Origin of the sequence: Hymenobacter wooponensis (assembly GCF_004745865.1) — a bacterium.
GTDB classification, from domain to species: domain Bacteria; phylum Bacteroidota; class Bacteroidia; order Cytophagales; family Hymenobacteraceae; genus Hymenobacter; species Hymenobacter wooponensis.
Genome location: NZ_SRKZ01000005.1, coordinates 176,451 through 198,840 on the forward strand (window position 1 = coordinate 176,451; position 22,390 = coordinate 198,840).

The 22,390-nt window shown below is 53.7% G+C and carries 20 protein-coding genes and 1 tRNA gene; 9 read left to right on the top strand and 12 right to left on the bottom strand.

Going from position 1 to position 22,390, the window contains the following annotated elements; translation table 11 throughout:
* Positions 1-12 precede the first annotated feature (12 nt).
* The 4 genes from EU557_RS17840 to lepB all read left to right on the top strand — a co-directional run bounded on the left by EU557_RS17840 (position 13) and on the right by lepB (position 3,467).
* A complete protein-coding gene (locus tag EU557_RS17840) occupies positions 13-627 on the top strand; it encodes a DUF5683 domain-containing protein (RefSeq protein WP_135531834.1) in 615 nt (204 codons plus the stop codon).
* Between the two features lie 12 nt (positions 628-639).
* On the top strand, positions 640-1,299 hold the full coding sequence (locus EU557_RS17845; RefSeq protein WP_135531835.1) for a DUF5683 domain-containing protein: 660 nt from the start codon (positions 640-642) through the stop codon (positions 1,297-1,299).
* A gap of 15 nt (positions 1,300-1,314) precedes the next feature.
* Complete coding sequence (gene dapB / locus EU557_RS17850; protein ID WP_135531836.1) at positions 1,315-2,034, top strand: 4-hydroxy-tetrahydrodipicolinate reductase; 720 nt, start codon at positions 1,315-1,317, stop codon at positions 2,032-2,034.
* 212 nt (positions 2,035-2,246) lie between these two features.
* A complete protein-coding gene (gene lepB / locus EU557_RS17855) occupies positions 2,247-3,467 on the top strand; it encodes a signal peptidase I (protein WP_135531837.1) in 1,221 nt (406 codons plus the stop codon).
* Positions 3,468-3,626: 159 nt separating this feature from the next.
* On the opposite strand, the gene ung is transcribed toward lepB, so the two are convergent.
* Positions 3,627-4,292, bottom strand: a complete 666-nt coding sequence (ung, locus tag EU557_RS17860) for a uracil-DNA glycosylase (protein ID WP_135531838.1) — start codon at positions 4,290-4,292, stop codon at positions 3,627-3,629.
* Positions 4,293-4,404: 112 nt separating this feature from the next.
* On the opposite strand from ung, the gene apaG reads away from it, so the two are divergent.
* Both apaG and EU557_RS17870 read left to right on the top strand, forming a co-directional pair.
* The gene (gene apaG, locus EU557_RS17865) at positions 4,405-4,791 is read left to right on the top strand and encodes a Co2+/Mg2+ efflux protein ApaG (RefSeq protein WP_135432284.1); all 387 of its coding nucleotides are present in this window, start codon (positions 4,405-4,407) and stop codon (positions 4,789-4,791) included.
* 198 nt (positions 4,792-4,989) lie between these two features.
* Complete coding sequence (locus EU557_RS17870) at positions 4,990-5,820, top strand: O-methyltransferase (RefSeq protein ID WP_135531839.1); 831 nt, start codon at positions 4,990-4,992, stop codon at positions 5,818-5,820.
* Between the two features lie 440 nt (positions 5,821-6,260).
* On the opposite strand, the gene kdsA is transcribed toward EU557_RS17870, so the two are convergent.
* Complete coding sequence (gene kdsA / locus EU557_RS17875; RefSeq protein WP_135531840.1) at positions 6,261-7,085, bottom strand: 3-deoxy-8-phosphooctulonate synthase; 825 nt, start codon at positions 7,083-7,085, stop codon at positions 6,261-6,263.
* A gap of 62 nt (positions 7,086-7,147) precedes the next feature.
* Positions 7,148-7,768 carry a methyltransferase domain-containing protein gene (locus tag EU557_RS17880; RefSeq protein ID WP_135531841.1) on the bottom strand — a complete coding sequence of 207 codons (621 nt, stop codon included), beginning with the start codon at positions 7,766-7,768 and terminating at the stop codon, positions 7,148-7,150.
* Positions 7,769-7,883: 115 nt separating this feature from the next.
* On the opposite strand from EU557_RS17880, the gene EU557_RS17885 reads away from it, so the two are divergent.
* Positions 7,884-8,831 (top strand): hypothetical protein, encoded by a 948-nt coding sequence (locus tag EU557_RS17885; RefSeq protein ID WP_135531842.1) that lies wholly within the window; start codon positions 7,884-7,886, stop codon positions 8,829-8,831.
* Positions 8,832-8,914: 83 nt separating this feature from the next.
* On the opposite strand, the gene cphA is transcribed toward EU557_RS17885, so the two are convergent.
* From cphA to rpsA, 3 genes are all read right to left on the bottom strand, one after another.
* On the bottom strand, positions 8,915-11,551 hold the full coding sequence (cphA, locus tag EU557_RS17890) for a cyanophycin synthetase (protein ID WP_135531843.1): 2,637 nt from the start codon (positions 11,549-11,551) through the stop codon (positions 8,915-8,917).
* A gap of 333 nt (positions 11,552-11,884) precedes the next feature.
* Positions 11,885-11,955: transfer RNA gene (locus tag EU557_RS17895), tRNA-Cys, on the bottom strand.
* A gap of 294 nt (positions 11,956-12,249) precedes the next feature.
* Entirely contained in the window at positions 12,250-14,262 is a 2,013-nt protein-coding gene (rpsA, locus tag EU557_RS17900) for a 30S ribosomal protein S1 (RefSeq protein WP_245326313.1), read from the bottom strand.
* A gap of 650 nt (positions 14,263-14,912) precedes the next feature.
* Between rpsA and EU557_RS17905 the strand changes: the two genes are divergently transcribed.
* On the top strand, positions 14,913-15,434 hold the full coding sequence (locus tag EU557_RS17905) for a hypothetical protein (protein WP_135531844.1): 522 nt from the start codon (positions 14,913-14,915) through the stop codon (positions 15,432-15,434).
* A gap of 64 nt (positions 15,435-15,498) precedes the next feature.
* Here the strand turns inward: EU557_RS17905 and EU557_RS17910 are convergent, their stop codons facing one another.
* A complete protein-coding gene (locus EU557_RS17910) occupies positions 15,499-16,563 on the bottom strand; it encodes a fatty acid desaturase family protein (RefSeq protein ID WP_135531845.1) in 1,065 nt (354 codons plus the stop codon).
* Positions 16,564-16,790: 227 nt separating this feature from the next.
* Complete coding sequence (locus EU557_RS17915) at positions 16,791-18,059, bottom strand: DUF3298 and DUF4163 domain-containing protein (RefSeq protein WP_135531846.1); 1,269 nt, start codon at positions 18,057-18,059, stop codon at positions 16,791-16,793.
* 128 nt (positions 18,060-18,187) lie between these two features.
* Here EU557_RS17915 and EU557_RS17920 point away from each other — a divergent pair, with 128 nt between their 5' ends.
* The gene (locus tag EU557_RS17920; RefSeq protein ID WP_135531847.1) at positions 18,188-19,054 is read left to right on the top strand and encodes an alpha/beta fold hydrolase; all 867 of its coding nucleotides are present in this window, start codon (positions 18,188-18,190) and stop codon (positions 19,052-19,054) included.
* A 98-nt stretch (positions 19,055-19,152) separates the two neighbouring features.
* Here EU557_RS17920 and EU557_RS17925 read toward each other — a convergent pair whose 3' ends face one another.
* From EU557_RS17925 to tsaD, 4 genes are all read right to left on the bottom strand, one after another.
* Positions 19,153-19,644 (bottom strand): HNH endonuclease, encoded by a 492-nt coding sequence (locus EU557_RS17925; RefSeq protein WP_135432264.1) that lies wholly within the window; start codon positions 19,642-19,644, stop codon positions 19,153-19,155.
* A 135-nt stretch (positions 19,645-19,779) separates the two neighbouring features.
* On the bottom strand, positions 19,780-20,586 hold the full coding sequence (locus EU557_RS17930) for a C40 family peptidase (protein WP_245326314.1): 807 nt from the start codon (positions 20,584-20,586) through the stop codon (positions 19,780-19,782).
* Between the two features lie 163 nt (positions 20,587-20,749).
* Positions 20,750-21,223, bottom strand: a complete 474-nt coding sequence (gene smpB / locus EU557_RS17935) for an SsrA-binding protein SmpB (protein WP_135531848.1) — start codon at positions 21,221-21,223, stop codon at positions 20,750-20,752.
* A gap of 94 nt (positions 21,224-21,317) precedes the next feature.
* Positions 21,318-22,328, bottom strand: coding sequence for a tRNA (adenosine(37)-N6)-threonylcarbamoyltransferase complex transferase subunit TsaD (gene tsaD / locus EU557_RS17940; protein WP_135531849.1), 1,011 nt, complete (start codon positions 22,326-22,328; stop codon positions 21,318-21,320).
* Between the last annotated feature and the right edge of the window lie 62 nt (positions 22,329-22,390).

Consider the following 22,390-nt stretch of genomic DNA (forward strand, 5'->3'; position numbering starts at 1 on the left):
CCTTCTCCTGCTATGCCTGGGCTTTCAGACGCAGTAGCTCCCCTCCTGCTGTTGGTGGCGCTGCCGCTAGCCCACATGGCGCACGCTCAGGCACCGGCTGCTACGGCAGTGGCAACCGAGAAAGTGGCTTGGTGGTCCGTTACTCGTCCGCAGAAAGCCGGGATATTTTCAGCTTTACTGCCGGGTGCTGGTCAGGTGTACAATGGGCAAGCGTGGAAAGTACCTCTGGTTTGTGGGGCCTTAGCGGGCTCTGTGTATGCGGAGGTGCACTACTGGCAGCTGTACAAAGAGTACAAAGCGGGGAAGGATGCGAGAGAGCAGTTTGCTCGAGGCAACACCTCTGCGGTTGACCGGGGCCCTCGCTCCAGTAAAGAGCCCAGCAATGCAGCTCAGCTCTACCGCCTCAATTCCTACCGTACTTCGCGTGATATCTGGCTAGGCCTGAATGCAGTAGTATATGGACTGCAAATTCTGGATGCTGTCACAATTGCGCACCTGCACGACTTCGACATCAGCGAGAATTTGGCCATGCACTGGCAACCAACTGCGCTGCCAGTGGCCTCTTCTGGGTGGGCACCTGGCCTACGGGTAGCCCTGACTGTCCGCTCTTCTAATCGTTCGTTCTAATCTACGCCTCACATGCCCCTCACATTTCAGCCTCGTGTGCTGCTCGTTTGGCTGGTTACCCTTGTGATGGCTTTAAGCTGCCTGACAGGACATGCGCAAACCGTTACAACTGGCCCTGACTCCGCTCGCGTGTCTACTCCGGATGTGAACGACTCATTGCGCCGCACCGAGAAGCTCTTTGGCTGGCGCGTGACACGACCGCAAAAGGCAGCACTCTTGGCCTTGGCGCTCCCGGGTTCAGGTCAGATATATAACCGCCAATACTGGAAGCTGCCCCTCGTATATGGTGGCCTAGGTGGTGTAGGCTACTTATTAGTAGCCTACCAGTCACGCTACAAAGAGTACGTAAAAGGTAAAAAGCAATTTATCGCCGCTCAGAATGCTGGCACACCAATCACTGTTGCTCAACTTTCTGGTTCACGAGTAAACCAGGAAGGCACTATCACCAACGTACAACGAGGTATCGTTTTCTACCGTCGTAACCGCGACACATTCATTGCCTACACCGCGCTCGTGTACGGCGTTACGATTCTGGATGCGCTGGTTGCCGCCCACCTACGCGACTTCGACATCAGTGAAGACTTGAGCATGCGCTTCGATCCAGCTATTCTGCCATCGTCTTCCTTTAAGCAGCCGGCTACTGGCCTAGCGCTGACCTTTACCCTAAAATAACTCCCCCTTTCTCGAATGAAGCTTCTCCTGATCGGCTACGGCAAAATGGGCCGTGCCATCGAGGCCCAGGCTATAGCCCGGGGCCACCAGATTGTTGGTATTGTAGACCCTGCGCACCCCAACGTACATATCACTGACTTCACGGCCGCAACGGCCGATGCAGCCATCGAATTCACCCACCCCGACGCGGCCTTCCAGAATGTGCAGGCGTGTTTGCGGCAGGGCATTCCTGTGGTGTGCGGCTCTACAGGTTGGCTTCATCATTTCCCTGAAGCGAAAGTCCTGAGCCAGCAGACGGAGACGCCGCTTTTTTATGCATCCAACTACAGCGTGGGCGTAAACTTGTTCTTCCACTTCAACGAGTACATAGCCGCCAAAATGCACCAGTTTGGCGGGTACGATGTGCAAGTGCGCGAAATTCACCACACGCAGAAAGTAGATCAGCCCAGCGGCACCGCCCTAACCACGGCCGAAGGCATTCTGCGCCACTTCCCGAACAAAACCACCTGGCGCAACGAGGCCACCCAGGACCCGCAAGAATTGGCTATTATCTCGGAGCGGGAGGGCGCTGTAGTAGGCACGCACATCGTTACCTATACCTCCCCGGCCGACACCATTGAGCTGAAGCACGAGGCACACTCCCGCGACGGATTTGTGCAAGGGGCCCTGCTAGCCGCTGAGTGGCTGCCGGGCCGCCAAGGTGTATTCGGCATGAAGGATTTGCTAGGCCTGTAAGTAGGAGTGTAAAGTGTTGCCCGTAAGTAAAGTTGGCCCTCTAGTGGCCTAGTAGTGTCTGCTAGGCCACTAGAGCACAGCAAACCTATTTGGGCGCTGCCTTACAATTTCACTACTTCATTATCTTCATTGCATTATTTCGCATCTTCCGGCGTTGATAGCTGGAAGCAGCCGGCATGTGCCGGTTGTCGTTCTTTCTGGCCCTGAATACTATGGCTGTACAATCCTGGGAGAAATACCTCGAGAAAAATAAACCTGCTCCGGCACCTGTTACCACCAATGGCAAGCCCAAGAAGCAGAAAGGCGCTTTCCGGGAGTGGGGCGATGCTATTCTGTTTGCGGTAGTCGCCGCAACGCTTATTCGCTGGGCTACCTTCGAAGCTTACACTATCCCCACGCCATCCATGGAGCACTCGTTGCTGGTGGGTGACTATTTGTTCGTGAGCAAGCTGCATTACGGCCCACGCACCCCGCAAACGCCCCTGCAAGTGCCACTCACGCACCAAACCATTTGGGGTACTAACATCAAGAGCTATTCCGAAGCTATTCAGCTGACCAGCCACCGCCTGCCAGGTTTCTCCTCGGTGAAAAACAACGACGTGGTGGTGTTTAACGTGCCCACTGAAGCTGAGCACCCTGCCGACCTGCGCACCAATTATATCAAGCGTTGCATTGGCATTCCTGGCGACGTCCTGTCCATCGTGAATGGGCAAGTAGCAGTGAACGGTAAGCCCGCCAAGAACTATCCGGAGATGCAGAGCAGCTACTTTTTGCAAGTGCCGCAGTATACGGATGACATCATAGGCGACTTTAAGAAGTATGGTGTAGTTAACTACGACGATACTGAAGCAGGTATGCCGTTTGGTGGTGTTCACCCCACGTATGGCCCCGGCTATCAAGTAAACATGACGCCCGCCGCGGTGGCTTTTTTCAAGCAGCAGCCTTACGTGAAAGGCGTTATCGACTTAAAAACGCCCGCTGGTCAACCTGAGCCGGGGCAGCAGGTGTTTCCGAATAACCCTGATGCTCCTTATAGCCAGCCGCTAGCTAACCCGCCCTTCCCCACTTGGAACAAGGACAACTACGGCCCACTCCAGATTCCTAAGAAAGGCCAGACGGTGCAGCTCACGCCACAGAACACTCCGCTGTATCAGAAGATCATTCTGCGCTATGAGCACAATGAAGGCATGGTGCTCGATGTGAACGGGACTATTACCCAAAACGGTCAGCCGCTCAAGAGCTATACCTTCAAGCAGGATTACTACTTCATGATGGGCGACAACCGCCACAACTCTCTTGACTCGCGCTTCTGGGGCTTCGTGCCCGAGGACCACATTGTGGGCAAGGCGGTGCTTATTTGGCTTTCAGTTGACCCGCATGCCTCTTTCCTGCACAAGATTCGCTGGAACCGTTTGTTCAACCTGGTTGACTAACGCCTAGAGTTGTCGCAAGACGCGCGGTACTGTACCGGTTGCATTATTGCTTAATTAATAAAAAGAGCCGTTATCCTCTGGATAACGGCTCTTCTGCTTTATCAGGATGGATGGTGAAAGCCCTAGTACAAACCATCAACAAACGGCTCAATCCAAGATCTACCAGTTGATTGGAGCTAGGCCATTCTTTTCTAAATAGGCATTAGTTTGGCTGAAGGGCTTGGACCCGAAGAAGCCACGGTCGGCGGCATAGGGTGAAGGATGGGCAGCTTTGAGCACCAAATGCTTACGGGCATCAATGATTTCACCTTTTTTTTGAGCGTACGCGCCCCAGAGGATGAATACTACGTGCTCCTTCTCCTCTGATATTTTCTGAATAACCGCGTCAGTGAATTGCTCCCAGCCTTTCTTCTGGTGGCTGCCCGGTTCGCCACCGCGTACCGTGAGCGTGGCGTTCAGCAGCAGTACCCCTTGCTCGGCCCAGCGGTCGAGGTTGCCATTGGGGGCCGGTGGTGTTTCTGGCAGGTCGCTCTGCAGCTCCTTGAAAATATTCTGGAGTGATGGAGGTGTCCGTACGCCTTCGGCAACTGAAAAACTTAAGCCGTGCGCCTGCCCTTTGCCGTGGTATGGGTCCTGGCCTAGAATAACCACCTTCACTTTATCAAACGGGCAGGCATCGAAAGCGTGAAAAATAAGCGGGCCCGGCGGGTACACTGTGGCCGTGGCATATTCACCCTTCACGAAGGCAATCAGGTGCTGAAAATACGGTTTTTCGAACTCGGCATGGAGTACGTTGCGCCAGCTTTCTTCTATCTTTACAGACATACAGGAGTATATTATTTTGCGGTTGGCTAAGCCTTTTGGTGTCCCGGCTGCGTAGATAAACCAAATTCCTCATACGGCTGTTAGCTTTCTCCCACCCCGGACCTCAGGAGCCATGAATACGACCACAACACAGGGTGTCACCGTTAGCGTAACCACCAATTACCTGCCCGACTATTCGAGCCCAGGTCAGGAGCATTACGTTTTCGCCTATAAAATTGATATCCGCAACGACAGCGAATTTACCGTCAAGCTGCTGCGCCGCCATTGGTATATCTATGATGCCAATGGTGCTGTGCGCGAAGTAGAAGGCGAAGGCGTAGTAGGCCAGCAACCCGTGCTAGAGCCCGGCGAGTCGCACCAATATGTTTCCGGCTGTAATCTTAAGTCGGGCCTTGGCAAGATGCGGGGTTCCTATCAGATGGAGCGCCTGATGGATGGCAGCGAGTTTGCCGTTGAAATCCCCGAATTCACGCTTGTGGTACCGTACCGCTTGAACTAAGTTTCTCTTGCCTGAGGCAAGCAGTTGAGCCTTTCTTCACGGAGCAGTTAGATGCTTTGATTGGAGAAAGGCTTTTCTATGGCTTATCTCAGGCACCAGCGGCCTCTTCATCTTGTAAAAGCCGCGTAGATTTGCTGGCCTCTTTATCAGCACGAGGCTAGGCCAGTTGATGGCCGCTCCTATTCTTACTCCTGCATTTTGCTTTTTCAAGTTCTAAGCTACCTCCGGTTCCTGTTGCAGTCGGGCAACACGCATGGGTTACATTCACCCTTCGTTTTTGGCCTGTATGCGCACGTAATTGGGCACGATGGACAGTTTGCCGCCTATAAGCACATTGAGGCCCGGCGCCAAGAGCTTCTACAGAGCACCACCAGCATTCAGGTGCGCGACTTCGGGGCTGGCTCGCATACGGGGGCCGGGCGCACCCGCCGCATCCGTGATATTGCCCGTACGGCCGCTAAGCCGCGCCCCCTGGCTCAACTGTTGTTCCGGTTGGTAAATGCCTTTCAACCACGTACCATCATCGAGCTAGGCACTTCGCTGGGGCTTACTACCTCCTACCTTGCAGCTGCTGATTCTAGGGCCCGGGTGCTCACTTTTGAAGGGTGTCCTCAAACAGCTGCCGTAGCCCGCGAAACATTTGCTTCTCTAGGCCTAGGAAACGTGGAAATTCAGGAAGGTAACCTCGATGACACTCTGGCTCCCGCTCTGGCAGCCCTCAGCACACCCGTAGACTTCGCCTTCTTCGATGGCAACCACCGCTACGAGCCCACTCTGCGCTACTTCGAGCTGATGAATGCGCACCGGACCGAAGACAGCGTGTTTGTGCTGGATGACATTCATTGGTCGGCGGAAATGACCCGCGCCTGGGAAGCCATCAAGCAGCATCCTGACGTTACCTTGACCATTGATCTGTTCTTTATTGGATTGGTGTTCTTCCGGCGTAAGCAGCCCAAACAGCACTTCATCCTGCGGTTCGATAACATTTTAGACAAGGTTCTTGAGCGCACTCGCCGCCTTTCTGCCTAAACGTCAACCTTAATCAAAACTAAAAATACTAAACTCAATAGCATAAGAGCCGTTGAATGCCAGTATATTTGGCAAACGTACGGTTGTCACCCCGCCAACGCGGCTGCCTAAAAACAGCGAAGCCCGTGCTTGGGGCACGGGCTTCAGGATAAGAAGGGTGTTTAGGCCACCCTCAAATCCAGTCGTTATGGACAAGGGTCGTACAGGCATGGATGGGCTTCAGTTTGAATGCTCCATTCATGTGACCACTACCTTCATCGTGAAGTTAGTGGCCGCTTTAGGCGGAATTGGAGGCGTATACCTCCTTTTCGGACTGTAGCGGTAATGGTAGCAGGGGGCGTAAGCTCTCTGCTACTTTTGTTTTCAACGAGACAAATATAGCGTATGTTTTGGCAAAATGTGGCCTAGCAACCCAGCCTTTTACGCTTGAGTTTCGTGGCCTAGCGCACAGCCTCCCGCACCCGCGTTAGCTTAACGAGCAAGTCCTCCAACCGATCCAGGGACAGCATGTTAGCCCCGTCAGATTTGGCTGTGGCGGGCGTCGGATGGGTTTCAATGAACAGACCATCAGCCCCCACGGCAATGGCCGCTTTGGCAATAGTTTCAATAAGGGCAGGCTTGCCACCCGTTACGCCGCTGCTTTGGTTAGGCTGCTGCAAGGAGTGCGTTACGTCCATTACTACAGGCACGCCAAACTCGCGCATTACGGGCAGGTTCCGGAAATCTACCACCAGGTCTGCGTAGCCGAAGGTGTTGCCTCGATCAGTTAGAATTACGTTTTCGTTGCCCGACTGCCGCACTTTATCTACAGCAAACTGCATAGACTCGCCCGACAGGAACTGCCCCTTTTTCACGTTCACTACTTTGCCTGTTTTAGCGGCAGCAATGAGCAGATCGGTCTGGCGGCACAGGAAAGCTGGAATCTGCAGCACATCTACGTACTCAGCGGCCATTGCTGCCTCCTCCGACTCATGAATGTCAGTAACGGTGGGTACGCCAGTCTCGCGTCCTACTTTTTCCAGAATACGCAAAGCCTTTTCGTCGCCGATGCCGGTGTAAGAATCGAGGCGGGAGCGGTTGGCTTTGCGGTAAGAGCCCTTGAAGATGTAGGGAATCTGAAGCTTATCCGTAATGTGGCGTACCTGCTCAGCAATGCGCAGCGCCATGTCTTCGCCCTCAATTACGCAGGGGCCGGCCATTAGAAAGAATTGGCCCGAGTTGGTATTGCGGAAATGGGGCAGCGTGTTAGCGAGGGTTTGTAGCATGAAAGCGGCTCGTTAGGCCAAGCCGTAGCTTGACAGATGATAGATCGGAGAAAGCAGGTGGCCTAGGCCATCTCTTGGGTGTACTTCTTTCTCAAGCACATAAACAGCTCCCGTCCTCGGCGCGGCGCGATGGAGTTAGTAGCTGTCTCGAAGTGTATGAAATCAAAATAAGGTTGAAAGTACGATTGGTACTCTTCCCGGGAGCCCCCGAAGGGCGGGCCAGGCTGGCTAAAGGTAGTGTCAAATAATAGGCCTACCAGCGTTCCACCCGGCCGCAGGAGTTGGGCACACTGCTGAGCATACGCGGGCCGGAGGTTAGGATCGAGGGCGCAAAAGAAGGTTTGCTCTACAATCATATCGTAGGGCGGCACGCTGGGTAGCTGAAAAAAATCCTGTTGCAATAAGTGGCCTAGAGGAAAGCTGGGCATGCGCTGCTGCAGGTCGTGTAGTGGCGCGGCGGCTACGTCTGCCACAAAAACATTAGAATACCCTGCAGTATGCAGATATTCAGCCTCATACGCCCTGCCAGCGCCCGGAATAAGGATGCGGCGAGCATCAGGTTGGCCTAGCTGCACAAAATAATCCCGCAGTGGCGGCGTTACCGCCCCCGTATCCCAGGCGGTTTGACCGGTGGCATAACGCTGCTGCCAATAATCGGCGTCAAGGGTAAAATCCAGTTGCATATGGTGGCAGGATTGTACCTTGGGACTTGCCTGGGTACGGAACTCCGTTATTTTTGCCCTAAAGGTAATGCCTTCGTCCGGACCATCCGGACTTCACTTAACCCCCTCTCCTTCCATGGAACAAGACAACAGCCCCGAACCAAAGAACAATAACAAATGGCTCCTGCTAATCGCCCTTGTCCTGCTCTTGGTCGGCATCAATGGCTTTCTGTTCTACATGAATCGGCAAAAGACGCAGCAAAATGAGCAGCTGCAGTCGGAAGTTCAGGTGAAAGACACCAAGCTGGAAGAACAGATTAAACAGTACGAAGCCCTGAAAGCCGACTTCGAACGCCAGAGCCAGGAAGTACAAGGCATGGGTCTCGCAAACGATTCCCTGGAAGCTAAGCTGGCCCAGATCAACGCCGACCTACTCCGTCTGCGCTCCTTTAAAGCTGGCAGCTTCAGCATTGCTGAGCAGCGCCGCTTCAAGCAGCGTGCTGCCAACTTCGAGAATCAGCTGCGCAAGAAAGACGAAGAAATCGCCCAGCTGAAAGCCGACAACGAAGCGCTCTACACCGAGACTACCACGCTGAAGGAGCGCCAAAACAAGCTCACCGACACTATTTCTACGGTAGTACGCTCCAACCAAGAGTTGTCGGAGAAAGTGAACATTGCTTCACGCCTGCAGGCAGAGAATATTCGGGTTGGCGTTGTTAATGCTCGCAACAAGGAGAAGGACGACGACGACAATGAGTTCAAGGCCAAGCGCGTGGAGAAGGTCAAAGTGACCTTTAATCTAGCCCGCAATGACGTATCGCCGAAGGAGACCAAACAGATCATGATGCGTCTTATTGAGCCCGATGGCGCTGCCCTATACAACTTGAGCACTGGCGGTGGCACTTTTACCATCGATGGCTCTGAGGCCTTCTACACCGCTAAGCAGGACATCGTGTTCGACAACACCCGTCAGCCGGTGCAATTCCTGTATGCAAAGGGAGCCGCTTACAAAACCGGCTTGCACACTGTAGAACTGTATGAAGGCGGCGTAATGATTGGCAAAACAACCTTCACGCTGAAATAGGCCTAGGCTTCTTCTACTAACCACCCATAACAAAGAAGGCCGCCCACTTGGGCGGCCTTCTTTGTTATGGGTGGTTAGGGTTCTTATACAACTGCCTTGATTTTGGCCTCGTACTCTTCCAGCTTTTTGATGGTGTCCTTGATATTCTCCGTGAAGAGCACAATCACTGAGCCTGGCTGGGCGGTGTTCAACACATGATCAATGGCCTCCATCTCGTTTTCGATGTAGTTGATGGGCAGCTCTGGCGCATCGAGGCGCAGCCCCTGCATCATGATGTCCTTCAGCTGCTCGGCAGTTTTTCCGCGCAGGTCACGGTCCTGACGCAGCACCACTTCATCAAACATCTTACCTGCTACCCGGGCAAAGCTAAGTGTGTCCTCATCACGTCGGTCTCCTAGGCCAGATACTACACCTATTTTACGCGTGGCATCGGTGGCGTTGAGGAACTGGGAAAACTTCTCAATGCCGTGCGTATTATGGGCGTAATCAACAATTACCTCGAAGTTGGGGAATTTGTAGGTATTCATGCGGCCCGGCATCTTCGCGGCGGAAGGCACGAACGTACGCAGGGCTAGCTTGATCTGCTCTTTATCAAACCCGTAGCAATAGCACGCCAGCGCCGCCGCCAACGAATTTTCGATGTTGAAGGTAGCTCGCCCCCCAAAGGTGATGGGGAATGCCGTAGCGTGGTCGATGCGGAGCTTGTAGCTGTTCTTGTAGATGGTGATGTAGCCTTCTTCGTACACGGCGGCTAGGCCACCATGTTCAATGTGCTCCCGAATGCGCGGGTTGTGCTCGTTCATGCTGAACAGCGCTACGCAGCAATCTACCTTCTCACGCATAGCATACACCAAGTCGTCGTCGGCGTTGAGGACGGCGTAGCCATCTTTACGCACGGTGCGGGGCAGCACGCCTTTCACATTAGCCATTTCCTCAACGGTATAAATGTCGCGGAGGCCTAGGTGGTCGGCGGCTACGTTTGTTACCACGGCCACATCGCAGGTGTGGAAGCCCAGCCCCGAGCGAAGCATACCACCCCGGGCCGTTTCCAGCACGGCGAAGTTAACCGTAGGGTCTTTCAGCACGAACTCGGCGCTTTGGCCGCCCGTGCAGTCGCCGCTTTGCAGCTGCACGCCCTGGATATAGATACCGTTGGTGGTAGTATAGCCCACTTTATGCCCGGCAGCGGCCACCACGTGCGCAATCAGTTGCGTAGTCGTGGTCTTGCCGTTGGTGCCCGTTACGGCCATAATTGGAATGCGGGCAGTGCTGCCACGCGGGAAGAGCATATCTACCACTGGGGCCGCCACGTTGCGGGGCAGACCGTCGGTAGGCGAAATGTGCATCCGGAAGCCGGGGGCAGCATTTACCTCAATTACAGCGCCGCGGGTCTCATTCAAAGGCACAGCAATATCATTGGTGAGCAGGTCAATACCGCAGATATCGAGCCCTATAATTCCCGCTACCCGCTCGGCCAATAACACGTTATACGGGTGCACCAAGTCAGTAACATCGGTGGCGGTACCACCCGTGCTGATGTTAGCAGTGCTCTTCAAGTACACTTCCTCCCCTTCCGGCAACACCGAGTCGAGCGTGAGGTAGTGGGTTTTCAGGATATCGAGCGTGTGTTGATCTGCTTTAATGCTGGTAAGCACCTTCTCATGGCCTACTCCCCGGCGTGGGTCCTTGTTTACTTCGTTGATCAACTCCTGAATGGTGCTGGTGCCGTTACCTTTCACAGCTGCAGGAGTCCGCTTAGCGGCAGCAATGAGCTTACCATCTACCACGAGCATGCGGTAGTCGTGCCCCTCAATAAAGCGTTCTACGATTACCGCGCGCGAATACACCTGCGCCGCTTTCAGGCCTTCCACTGCTCCCTCCCAGTCTCGGATGCAGATAGTAGCTCCTTTGCCGTGGTTACCATCCAGCGGCTTAGTGACGATGGGGAAGCCTAGCTCCTCAATAGCGTCGCGGAGACCTTCTTCAGAGTATACTGTGGTGCCGCTAGGTACGGGTACGCCCGCATCCCGCAACATCGCCTTCGTACGGTTTTTATTGCCCGCTACCTCCACCCCAGCGTGAGAGGTGTAGCTGGTAGTAGTAGCCCAAATCCGCTTCTGGTTGACGCCGTAGCCCAGCTGAATGATGCTGCTATTCTTAAGCTGGATATAAGGAATATTCCGGGAGGCGGCCTCCGAAACAATACTCCAGGTGCTGGGTCCAATAAACTCTTCCTCCCGAATCTCATGGAGCTCATCGATGATGGGCTTGAGACTGATAGGACGCTGGTGACATAAGTCGTCAACAATCTGCACGGCTGCTTCAGCAGCCATCCGTCCTGCGCGCTCTTCCTGATAGGCGAAAACGACAAACTCTACTCCTTCCTGATGCGCCGGATAAGACTTACCCCAGTGCACCGGCATACCGGCCGTGCGCTGTAATGCCAAAGCTACGTGCTGAATTACGTGGCCTAGCGGCTCCCCATCAGCAAGCTGCTCTTGGGTAAGCGGAGGGTTTTTCTGCGCCGATTTGCTGGAATCCATGGGCTGGGGCTGCGTCAGCTCCGGTAGTAGTTCCGGTAGCTGCTCTGCCAGTGCGGGTACTGTATTCGACCACGCGTCGGCCAAGTCCTGCATGTCGACTTTCATTACGATGAGCTTGAAATGCTTAACGGACCAGTAGCTAGGTCCGCGCATCGTGCGGAGGTCAATAATCTTCATGGATGATGAACGGGAAAGAAGTAGTTGCGTGCGCGCTCTTACGCAGAAATGGAATGTAGGGATAATACCGCAATAAAGCCTTTTTCCCCTTCCGTTGCCTTCCAAAGGCTACTCACATCATTCTCAGCTATCAAAGCTTAAAAAAATTGTGCCTTTGTATTCCTGCATTTCCTTTCTTCTTGCTAGAAGAAAAACGTGTGAAAAGCCAGTATATGGAAGTACGGAGACCTAGAACTGGTGTTATGGTTGGGCAGAGCCTAAAACGCAAAAACCCCGGTCGGGGCTAATCGACCGGGGCACACAAAGCGTACTAGAAAACAGGAATTGTAAGAGAGGTGACGAGCGGATTCGAACCGCTGTAGGAGGTTTTGCAGACCTCTACCTAGCCACTCGGTCACGTCACCAGTGGTTTTGAGGATGCAAACATACGTCTTAATCTGACTTATGCCAAAGTGTAGGCCAGTTTTTCCCTAGTAGCAGGGGTAAGTAATTGGAGCAGTGCGAGAAATTTTATGAGTTTCTCTACTATACTGTTTCACTTAACTGCTTAATTGTACAGATTAACGTTACTGGCCTAGCACCCCATTGTATTCCTAGTCAATCTCTATTATTCACTCACGCTAAACCATTGTTCACATTTGACCACAAAAAAGGCCCCGGATTGCTCCGGGGCCTTCTTGCTTAGACCAGAGAAAAGCTTAGGCTTTCTCCTCTTCTTTCGTGTCAGCGTCGTTGCCGAGCGCGTGCTTCACGGTGTCTACTACGTCACCGGCAACTTCCGTTACCTTGTCGATAGCAGCCGAAGCAGCACCGGTTACGGCTGCAATGATACCACCTTCAGCGGGAGCATCTTCAGCAGGAGCAGCCTTCGAAGAAAGCTTCTGCTCGCCAGCCTGACGCTCGCTACCCATCATCTTGTCGCGCAGAGCGGACAGAGCATCCAGGTCACCGAGGGTCGACTTCTCAGCAGCTTGTGGCTTCTTCAGGTCGCTGATTTTGCCTTCGCCCTGTGCAGGAGCAGCAGCACCGCCAGCGGGCTTCTTCTTCGCGAACTTCGAGTTGCGGGAATCATCTTCCTGCGTCTGGTTGAACACGGCAGTGTGCGACAGCACGATGCGACGGTCATCCTTCGAGAATTCAACTACGCGGAAGTCCAGCGATTCGCCGTTCTCAGCGTTGCTGCCGTCTTCTTTCACCAGCGACTTGGGGTAAGCGAAGCCCTCGATGCCGTAAGGCAACTCGAGAACAGCACCACGGTCATTTTTCTCGGTGATGGTAGCCTTGTGCACTGAGCCAGGGGTGAACACCGTCTGGAACGTATCCCAGGGGTTCTCTTCCAGCTGCTTGTGGCCCAGGGCCAGACGACGGTTAGCAACGTCCAGTTCCAGAACTACTACGTCCAGACGATCACCAACCTTCACTACTTCCGAAGGATGCTTGATCTTCTTAGTCCACGACAGGTCCGAAACGTGCACGAGGCCGTCCACACCTTCTTCCAGCTCTACGAACAGGCCGAAGTTGGTCAGGTTACGTACCAGACCGTTGTGGTTGGTACCTACAGCGTACTTCGTAGCGAAGTCGCCGCGGGTCCATGGATCTTCGCTCAGCTGCTTGATGCCGAGGCTCATCTTGCGGTCTTCGCGGTCGAGGGTCAGGATCTGAGCCTCTACTACGTCGCCCTGCTTGATGAAGTCCTGCGGGTTACGCAGGTGCTGGCTCCACGACATTTCCGAAACGTGGATCAGGCCTTCTACGCCGGGGATGATTTCCATGAACGCACCGTAGTCGGCAACGTTCACGATGCGGCCTTTCACTTTCGAGCCTACGCCCATGTCGGCGGGCAGCGAATCCCATGGGTGAGGAGTCAGCTGCTTCAGGCCGAGGCTGATACGCTTCTTGGCTTCGTCGAAGTCCAGAACTACGATGTTCAGCTTCTGGTCGAGCTGCAGAACTTCGCTCGGGTGAGCGATGCGGCCCCACGAGATGTCGGTGATGTGCAGCAGACCGTCTACGCCACCAAGGTCGATGAACACACCGAAGTTGGTCATGTTCTTAATAACGCCCTCGAGGATCTGGCCTTTCTCCAGGTTGTTGAGGATGGCTTCGCGCTGCTTCTCGAGGTCTTTCTCGATCAGGACTTTGTGCGAAACTACCACGTTGTCGAAAGCAGCGTTGATTTTCACCACTTTCACTTCCATGCGACGACCTACATAGATGTCGAAGTCACGGATAGGCTTCACGTCAATCTGCGAGCCGGGCAGGAAGGCCTCAACGCCGTCCAGATCCATGATCAGACCACCTTTGGTACGACGCTTAACCACGCCTTCCAGCACGGTGTCGTTTTCCAGGGCGTCATAGATAGCCTTCCAAGCCTGCTTGATCTTCGCCTTCTTGCGCGACAGGATCAGCTGACCGTTAGCATCTTCTTGGTCTTCGATGAATACCTCCACCTGGTCACCGATTTTGAGGTCGGTCAGGTCGCGGAATTCAGTGATAGACACCAGACCATCAGACTTAAAGCCGATGTTCAGGATTACATCGCGGTCGGTGATGCCTACCACGGTGCCTTTTACTACTTCTTCTTCCTGTACCGTCGTGAGGGTCTCACCGTACATCTGCTCCATCTCGGCGCGCTGCTCAGCGGTATAGTTACCACCGAAGCTGTTGGCTCCAACGTTGTCCCAGTCGAAGTTGTCTACTAACTCTGCCATTAGTTTGCTTATAGCCCTGCTGTACACGTCCGGCTCAGGGCCAACTCCGGAACGCGTTTTTACTTGATACACAGAGCCAAAGCCCCGGCCCGCCACCCTGGCGGGGGCGCAAAGATACTGAAGTTTGAGGAGAGTGAGAAATGCCGTACTGCTGTCTAATAAGTTAGATCCAGTTAGTCTGGCATTAAAACAACGTCCTCAAAATACCGTGGGTTGTATTTCAGCTTACAACTATCCCCAGAAACTAAAGATGATCCACGATTCGGCACAGTTACTTCATACTTTTTCCTCTGTATGAAGTAAGCAACATGAATATTTTGACTAGTTGAGCCAGTCACGTAGCCTGTTACTTCACGGCCATTCTCACTTATATAGTTTCGCCATTTCCGGAGGCTAACCTCTAGGCCAATAAAGCCCAGCACTACCATAGCTAAAGCTAATATGTTCCTCTTATTATTCTGAACTCTGATGAACCTCTTGCTTCGAGTACCTGCTGATTTCCTTGCTCTTCTGCTCATTATCAAACACTATTGAATAAGGTGCAAAAAGAGATAAGTATTTCATTGCAGCCTTATGTCTTAATCTACTTACGCCATTACTCGTACTCCACTATACTCTTACTCAACTATTGACACTAAAGCTCTCCTTTCATGACCCGATTAGAGATTATCAGAAAGACCAGCGTTGCCTACAAGGAAATCCTTCGCAAGATTGAATCCAGGAGAGCTACCTGGAAGAACGATACTCGGAACCTGCTGTTGGAGCAGCTAGGCGAGGTACAGCGAGAGGTAAACCTCAACTGGTACGTTGATACTGATAACTATCTGGAGAATCGGGAAGTGATATTTCTCTCGTTTAACTCTTCGCCCAGCGGTATCAAAACCGTTCTTCATGAAGAGCAGCAGGAAGAAACTGACTTCCGACACTACGTGAAGAAAGGCGGCGCTCTGCTTTACTCTCAGCTTTCCGACTCGAAGGTGTACGTGACCATTCAGTACCCCGAGATTATAGAGCTTAAAGACTGCGGAGAGCCTAAGTACCTCGACAGCTTTGAGCCGGAAGAACTAACTGCTGATAGTATTCTGCACCACGTGCAGGAGTTTCTGGAGGAAATGATCAACTGGGAGCAAAACGTGCGAGACATTCCAGGCTTCCGGGTTATTACTAAGTAACCAGTCATAAAAAAGCCCTTCCTGCTAACAGGAAGGGCTTTTTTTATTCTATGCCTAGCCGTGACTATCGACGGCCTAGCTCCCGAAGGTGGGCTACGTGGGAAGCCACGGCGTAGCGCATCTTAGGGTATTCGTTGTAGGTAATGTTGAACTCCTCACACACCTGGCGGATAATTTTGTTCAGGGCCGGATAGTGCACGTGCGAGATATTGGGGAACAGGTGGTGCTCAACCTGGAAGTTGAGGCCACCCACCAGCCAGCTGATGACTTTGCTATCGGTAGCAAAGTTGGCGGTGGTTTTAATTTGGTGAATAGCCCATTCGTCCTCAATCTTATTGGTGGTAGCGTGAGGCACTACAAAGCTGGTGTGCTCTACGGTGTGCGCCAGCTGGAACACAATACTCAGGGTAAAGCCTGCCACCGCCATGAATACCAGGAAGCCTACCAGCCAGCTCACAAAGCCAACCGTGTAGATGGGCAGGGCCACGAACAGGCCTAGGTGCAATACTTTAAAGCCCCAGAATACGCCTTGGTCGGAGGCCGACATTTTCTTGATGGCCATGTCACCGATTTTGCCCCGGAAATACTTCTGGTAATCCATGTAGAAAATCCAGGCGATGAAGAGCAGGGCGTAGAAGAACCAGAAGTACAGATGCTGGAAGCGGTGGAGTTTCCGGCGGGGCTGCTCGGGGCTTAGGCGCAACCAGGGCTGGGCGTCGAGGTCGTCATCCACGCCTTCCACGTTAGTGTACATGTGGTGGATGAGGTTGTGCTTCATGTTCCACATGAAGGAGTTACCCCCCATCACGTTAAGGGTAAAGGCCGCAAACTGGTTGATCCACTTTGACTTGCTGAAGGAGCCGTGGGCACCATCGTGCATCACATTAAAGCCAATGGCCGCCCCAACGCCGCCGAGCAGGGCGCACTCCAGAATACCTAGCCATACGGTAGGCGTCCAGAATACCAAGTGGAGATATACTGCCACGAAGGCGGCAGTAAGCAGAATAGCTTTGAATAATAGAGTTTTGCCGCCGGTGGTTGATTTGCCTGCCTCGGCGAAGTAGGCGTTGGTCCGGCGTTTCAGCTCCTGGTGAAAAGAGCGCGAGGCCGAGAATTTGGGTGCTTGCATATGGTGGTGAGAAGAAGTCGACGGTAAAGATACTTCTTCTAATACCGATGACCTTGATAAGGTGCCAAAGGGCGGGATTTTGTACGTAGGCCTGTTTGCTGCACTAAACTTACTTGCATCCCCGTGTGGGCTGCATTTCTTTAAAAGCCAGACTGGCCTATAACTACCTGTTGTATCGAAAAAAGGCCTAAGTCAGCGAAAAAGGTAAACTACCTTTCGCCTTGCCCCTACTTGCGCACTACTTCTGGCCCACCCGCCACGGGTAGGCCGGGCTGCAACAGGGGTTGCAGGGTCGAGAAAGGAACAAACACATGAATTTCTCCTTGAGCAAATGAGGCCACTTCATAGGGAGCATAGACAAACACGGCCCCGCTACTGGTGAGATACACATTGTGCGTAGCAGGCAATGTATTCTCGAACAACGCATCTGATAGAGGCTGATTAGGTTTCAGGCCTAACACTGGCCGGGCATACTGGCCTAGTAACTTCTCAAGTTGCTTCTCTGAGTTTGCTCGGAATATATCCTGATAGCGCAGAGGGCGGCCGGTGCGGGCATCGTAGCTGCGGACGGTGGTGCCGTAGTTGCCGTGGGCGCCGCCGCTGTAACTGTACATAAAGAACCCGAGGCTGAGTAGGTTACCTTGGTTCCAGAGGATAAGCGTGCGGTTTTCCCGCTCATAATTTAGGGTAGCAACCGGGCTATAATCACTAGTAGTATCTGCTTTGGCATTGGCTACTTGCGGCCCTACTTCCTCCTGATAGTCTTTGGCAAACTCACTGCGCTGCTGCCGCCAGAAATCTGCTAACGTCGGGACGGGCTTGGCTTCTACGGTGTCGTGCCGGAGCCCCCGTACAATGGCTTTCTGGAGAGGCTGCTGGGCAGTGCCACTAACTGGTAGTAAGCCATGCAGCCGAATTCGACCCAGAATAGAATCTTCGGTATGATTGGGGCGGGCTGGTATGGAATCACTAAATGCGCGCGTAATAAAGCGTATGCCTTCAGGGGGCTCAAGCAGTCGGAGTTGTACTGCCTGACCTGCACGGGTACCCTGCAAGTTAGTCCCGACATACTTCAAGCGCCAGGTTGGCTGCACAGCGCCTTCATCTGCCTGCATCAGGTTGCCATCCGTGAGGATAAGGCTATCGGGTGATGAGGCCACGCCTTCTCCCCATAGCTCGTATGGATGTCCATCGGAGCTGGCGTAATAGCCCATAATTCGCCCCGTTGCAAAGCTACCTTGCTTAGGTATAAAGCTTTGCAGATGCAAGGTGATGCTGTCGGTAGAGCCAGGCAGCAATGCCCGGTACTGCCGATACCATGCGCCGGGTGAATCAGCAGATGCGTCTGCGCTGGATTGCTTTTCATCTAAAGTGGTAGCCGTTGTGGCCACAGTATCCGTCTTGGATTGGCAGGCAGTTATGAACAGGCCTAGGCCACTAGCAGCTACTAGGCGCCACGAGACGGCCACTACACGGAAGCGGGATTTATAGCTCATTCGGCCAAAGGAAGGCGATTAAACACAGCTGTACAACTTATTGGCCTTAGCCCATCTGTAGCAAGAGGCTCAACGTATGTAGCAACTCAGTTAACCACTCCTTTCTACACCTACCAAAGACTACTCTTATGAGCTACATCAAAGCCGGCACCGACGTCAACGGCAACGACGTAAAACTGCACTATATCGACCAAGGCCAAGGCAACCCCATCGTGCTGATTCACGGCTGGCCTGCCTCCTACGAGATGTGGGAATACCAACTGGCCGAACTGCCCAAGCACGGGCACCGCGTAGTGGCCTACACCCGCCGGGGCTTTGGCAACTCCTCCAAAACCTGGGAGGGCAACGATTACGACACGCTAGCCGACGATCTGAAAGCCGTGCTTGACACCTTGGACCTGCAGAACGTGACGCTAGTTGGCTTCTCGATGGGCGGCGGTGAAGTAGCTCGCTACATGAGCCGCCACGGCGGGGCCCGCGTGAGCAAAGTAGCTTTCGTTTCAGCCGTAACGCCCTTCCTGCTCAAAACCGACAACAACCCCGACGGTGCCGACAAAGACGTATTCGACAAAATGGTTGAAGGCATCAATAAAGACCGCTTCGACTTTCTGCAAAGCTTTGGCAAGCAGTTCTTCGGAGTAGGTGTTATCAGCCACCCCGTAAGTCAGGCCACTCTCGACTGGATGCAGTCGATCTGCCAGTTGGCTTCGCCCCGCGCCATGGAGCAGGACGTGTACGCCTTTGCCGCCACCGACTTCCGTCAGGACTTGGGCGCCATTCAGGTACCCACGCTGGTGATTCATGGCAGCAGCGACGATACTGTACCGGCTAAAGTGAGCGGTGAGCGTATGACGCAGTATGTACCGCACGCGCAGTACGTAGAATACAGCGGCGCCCCGCACGGCCTGTTCATCACGGAGAAAGACCGCCTCAACCAAGACCTGCTAGCCTTTGCGGGCGGCGGATCGGCGCAGCAAACTACCGACCGTTACTAAGCAGCCGGCTTAGCATCGCATACAAAAGCACCACTGGCCTAGGCCAGTGGTGCTTTTTGTGAACATAAAAAAACCGACCAGCCCGGAGGCGGTCGGTTTTAGTGAAGATAGGCGTGCCAGTTTTGGTCGAGGGTACCGGCACTGAGCTTGAGAAATCCGGTAAGGGTAGGTTTTTTGGGTTGCTGCCGAATGGTGAGCCCGGCTTCTTGCGGGGTCCGATGGCCTTTGGCATGATTGCACCTGGAGCAAGCCGTGAGCAAGTTGCTCCAACTGGAGTCGCCGCCCCTACTCCTGGGCAACACGTGGTCCAGGGTGAGGTTCTTGGTCGAGCCGCAGTATTGGCACTCAAAATGGTCCCGCTTCATGATGTTGTGGCGGCTCAGGGCAATGCCTTTGTAGGGCACGCGTACATACCGCTGCAACCGGATAATGCTGGGCTTGGGGAAAGCAGTGCTTACCGTACGCATTACACCATCTGACTTGGCAATCAACTCCGCTTTTTCCAAAAACAGAAGCACGAATGCTTTCTGTACACTACACAGCGTTATGGCGGTGTAGTCGCCGTTTAACACGAGCACTTTTTGATCCATATGCGCTAAAGAAAAAGAATCTGGCCTGCCAGAAAGCTAGATGATTCTTAGCGCATTAACAAGTGCTAGCAGTGGTTGGTTGCTACTAATTGTGCTGATTATTTGTCGTTGGGTTATTCTAATAAAAATAGCTCGTCAATCATCAGACAAGACACGCTTGATGAGGCGTAGCTTGTGGGAGTACTTCTTACGGTCGCGGTTGTAAATGCCGTTGTGGTCGAGGGGGTCAATGCGAACCTCGCCGCTAGCGTGCAAAATCTGCTGATCTTCCAGCAGCACTCCCACGTGAATAATTCGCCCCTCGGCATTATCGAAGAAGGCAAGGTCGCCGGGGCGGGTTTGAGCTACAAAGTGCACTACCTGGCCTATGTTGATCTGCTGGTGGGCATCGCGCGGGAGCTGCACCCCAATCAGGCCATAGAGCTGCTGCATGAGGCCTGAGCAATCAACCCCGAACATGGTTTTGCCGCCCCACAGGTAGGGTGATTTCAGAAACGTAAGGGCCATTTTCTGGAGCAGACGCAGACGCTGATCGGCGGGACCGTGGGGGCCGTGGCCATTCTGGGGGTTGGTGGCAGCACCGTTGTAGAACATCTGCTGATCCCCGATGCGCAGAGTCATGCCATCAAAAAAGGGCAGACGCGCGCCCAGGCTCACTGGAATTCGTGTTTTGGTGTCACTTACCATTTGCACCACATCCAGAGTCCGAGGGTGGTCCTGAGCAAGCCAGGCCTGCAGGTACTCGGGCGTAACAGGCGTGTGCTGCTTGAAGTCAATCCAGCCGACGTACTGATCGGCGGCGCTGCGCACCTGGCACCAGTTGCCTTGCACCAACAAGATGGAATAGCACTCCCCGAAAATGAGCTGCGTAACAATTTCGGCCTTATCAGAAGGCTCGGCGCGTACCGGCACGACGCTCAGGGCGCAGATTCCGTGATCCAAAGGTGAAGCTGTGAAATGGTGAAGTGGTGTAGCTAACTGCTGTTTCGCCTATTAATTCAGCAAAAACTCACGAAACAGAGGGCTACCGGGCGAAATTCCTGCTTTAATCTGAGCCTACCAAGCTCCCTTCACAATTTCACTATCTCACAAGTTCACAACTTGTTTAGTACTCCTTGGCGCGGTCCATTTCGCGCCGCTGGTCTTTGGCTTTAATGTCTTCGCGCTTGTCGAAGAGTTTCTTGCCTTTTGCCAGGGCTATTTCCAGCTTCGCAAAACCACGCTCGTTCACGAACATGCGCAGCGGAATGATAGTGAGGCCTTGCTCCTGATTTTTGTTAGCTAGCTGCTTTAGTTCACGCTTGTTGAGCAGGAGCTTCCGGGCGCGCATGGGCTCGTGGTTGTTGTACGTACCCTCGGTGTATTTGGCAATGGTGACGTTGTGCACCCACAGGCTGCCATCGGTATGAAAGGAGCAGAAACCGTCCTGGATTTGCACGCTGCCCTCGCGGATGCTTTTGATTTCGGTGCCCTGCAGCATAATGCCGGCATCGTACTTCACGATGAAGGCATATTCGTGGCTGGCGCGGCGGTTGAGAATGTTAACGCGCTTAGGAGTATCGTCTTTTTGTTTGGCCATGAGAAAGTAGCCGCAGGAAAGGCGGCGTAAGCAAGGTTCGCAAATGCGGGCGGCAAGGTTGCGAATAATTCGGGAGAAGGGGTGAAAGAGTAGCCTAGGCCAGCTTCAAGCGCGGGTCGGAGCTGACAAGCTGATCAGCAAAGTCACCGGCCTCATACTGGAAATGGGCCGTCATGGCTACCATACCGGCATTATCGGTGCAGAACTGGAAAGCAGGAATGAATACCTGCCAACCCTGGGCCACGGCTTCGTCCTGCAGGGCTTGGCGTAGGCCACTATTGGCGGCCACGCCCCCGGCCAGAGCTATTTGTGTGAGGCCATTATCGGCCGCGGCACGGCGTAGTTGGCGCAACAGCGTTTGGATGATAGTGTACTGGATGCTGGCGCACAGGTCCTTAAGATTCTCCTGAATGAAGTTGGGGTTCTGGGCAGTTTCCTTCTTCAGAAAATAGAGCACCGAAGTTTTGAGGCCGCTGAAGCTGAAGTCGTAACCGGGCATGGCGCCCACCGGGAAAGGGAAGCGCGTGGGGTTTCCCTCGCGGGCCAACTTATCCAGGTGGGGGCCGCCGGGGTACGGCAGGCCTAGTAGCTTCGCCGTTTTATCGAAGGCTTCGCCGGCGGCATCGTCAATGGTTTGGCCGATGATTTCCATATCCATTGCGCTGCGCACCACTACCAATTGGGTGTGGCCCCCGCTCACGGTGAGACAGAGGAAGGGGAAGACTGGCCTAGGCTCTTCAATAAAGTGAGCCAGAATATGCGCCCGCATGTGGTTCACCGCAATCAGGGGTTTGCCCAGGGCCAGCGCCAGGGTTTTGGCAAACATGCCGCCTACTAATAAGGAGCCGAGCAGGCCCGGCCCTTGGGTAAACGCCACGGCATCAAGATCTGCTTTTTCAATACCAGCCTTTTGCAAGGCGGCATTCACCACCGGAATTAGGTGCTGCTGGTGGGCGCGCGAGGCCAGCTCGGGCACTACGCCGCCATACTGCTCGTGCACTTGCTGAGTGGCCACCACATTGGAGCGGATTTCGCCATTCACCATGACGGCCGCCGAGGTATCGTCGCAGGAAGATTCAATGGCCAGGATAACGGGGTGCTGCATAGAAGTGCGGGAAGAATAAAAAGATGAGAGTGGCCTAGAACTAGCGTCTCCTCATCTTCTAA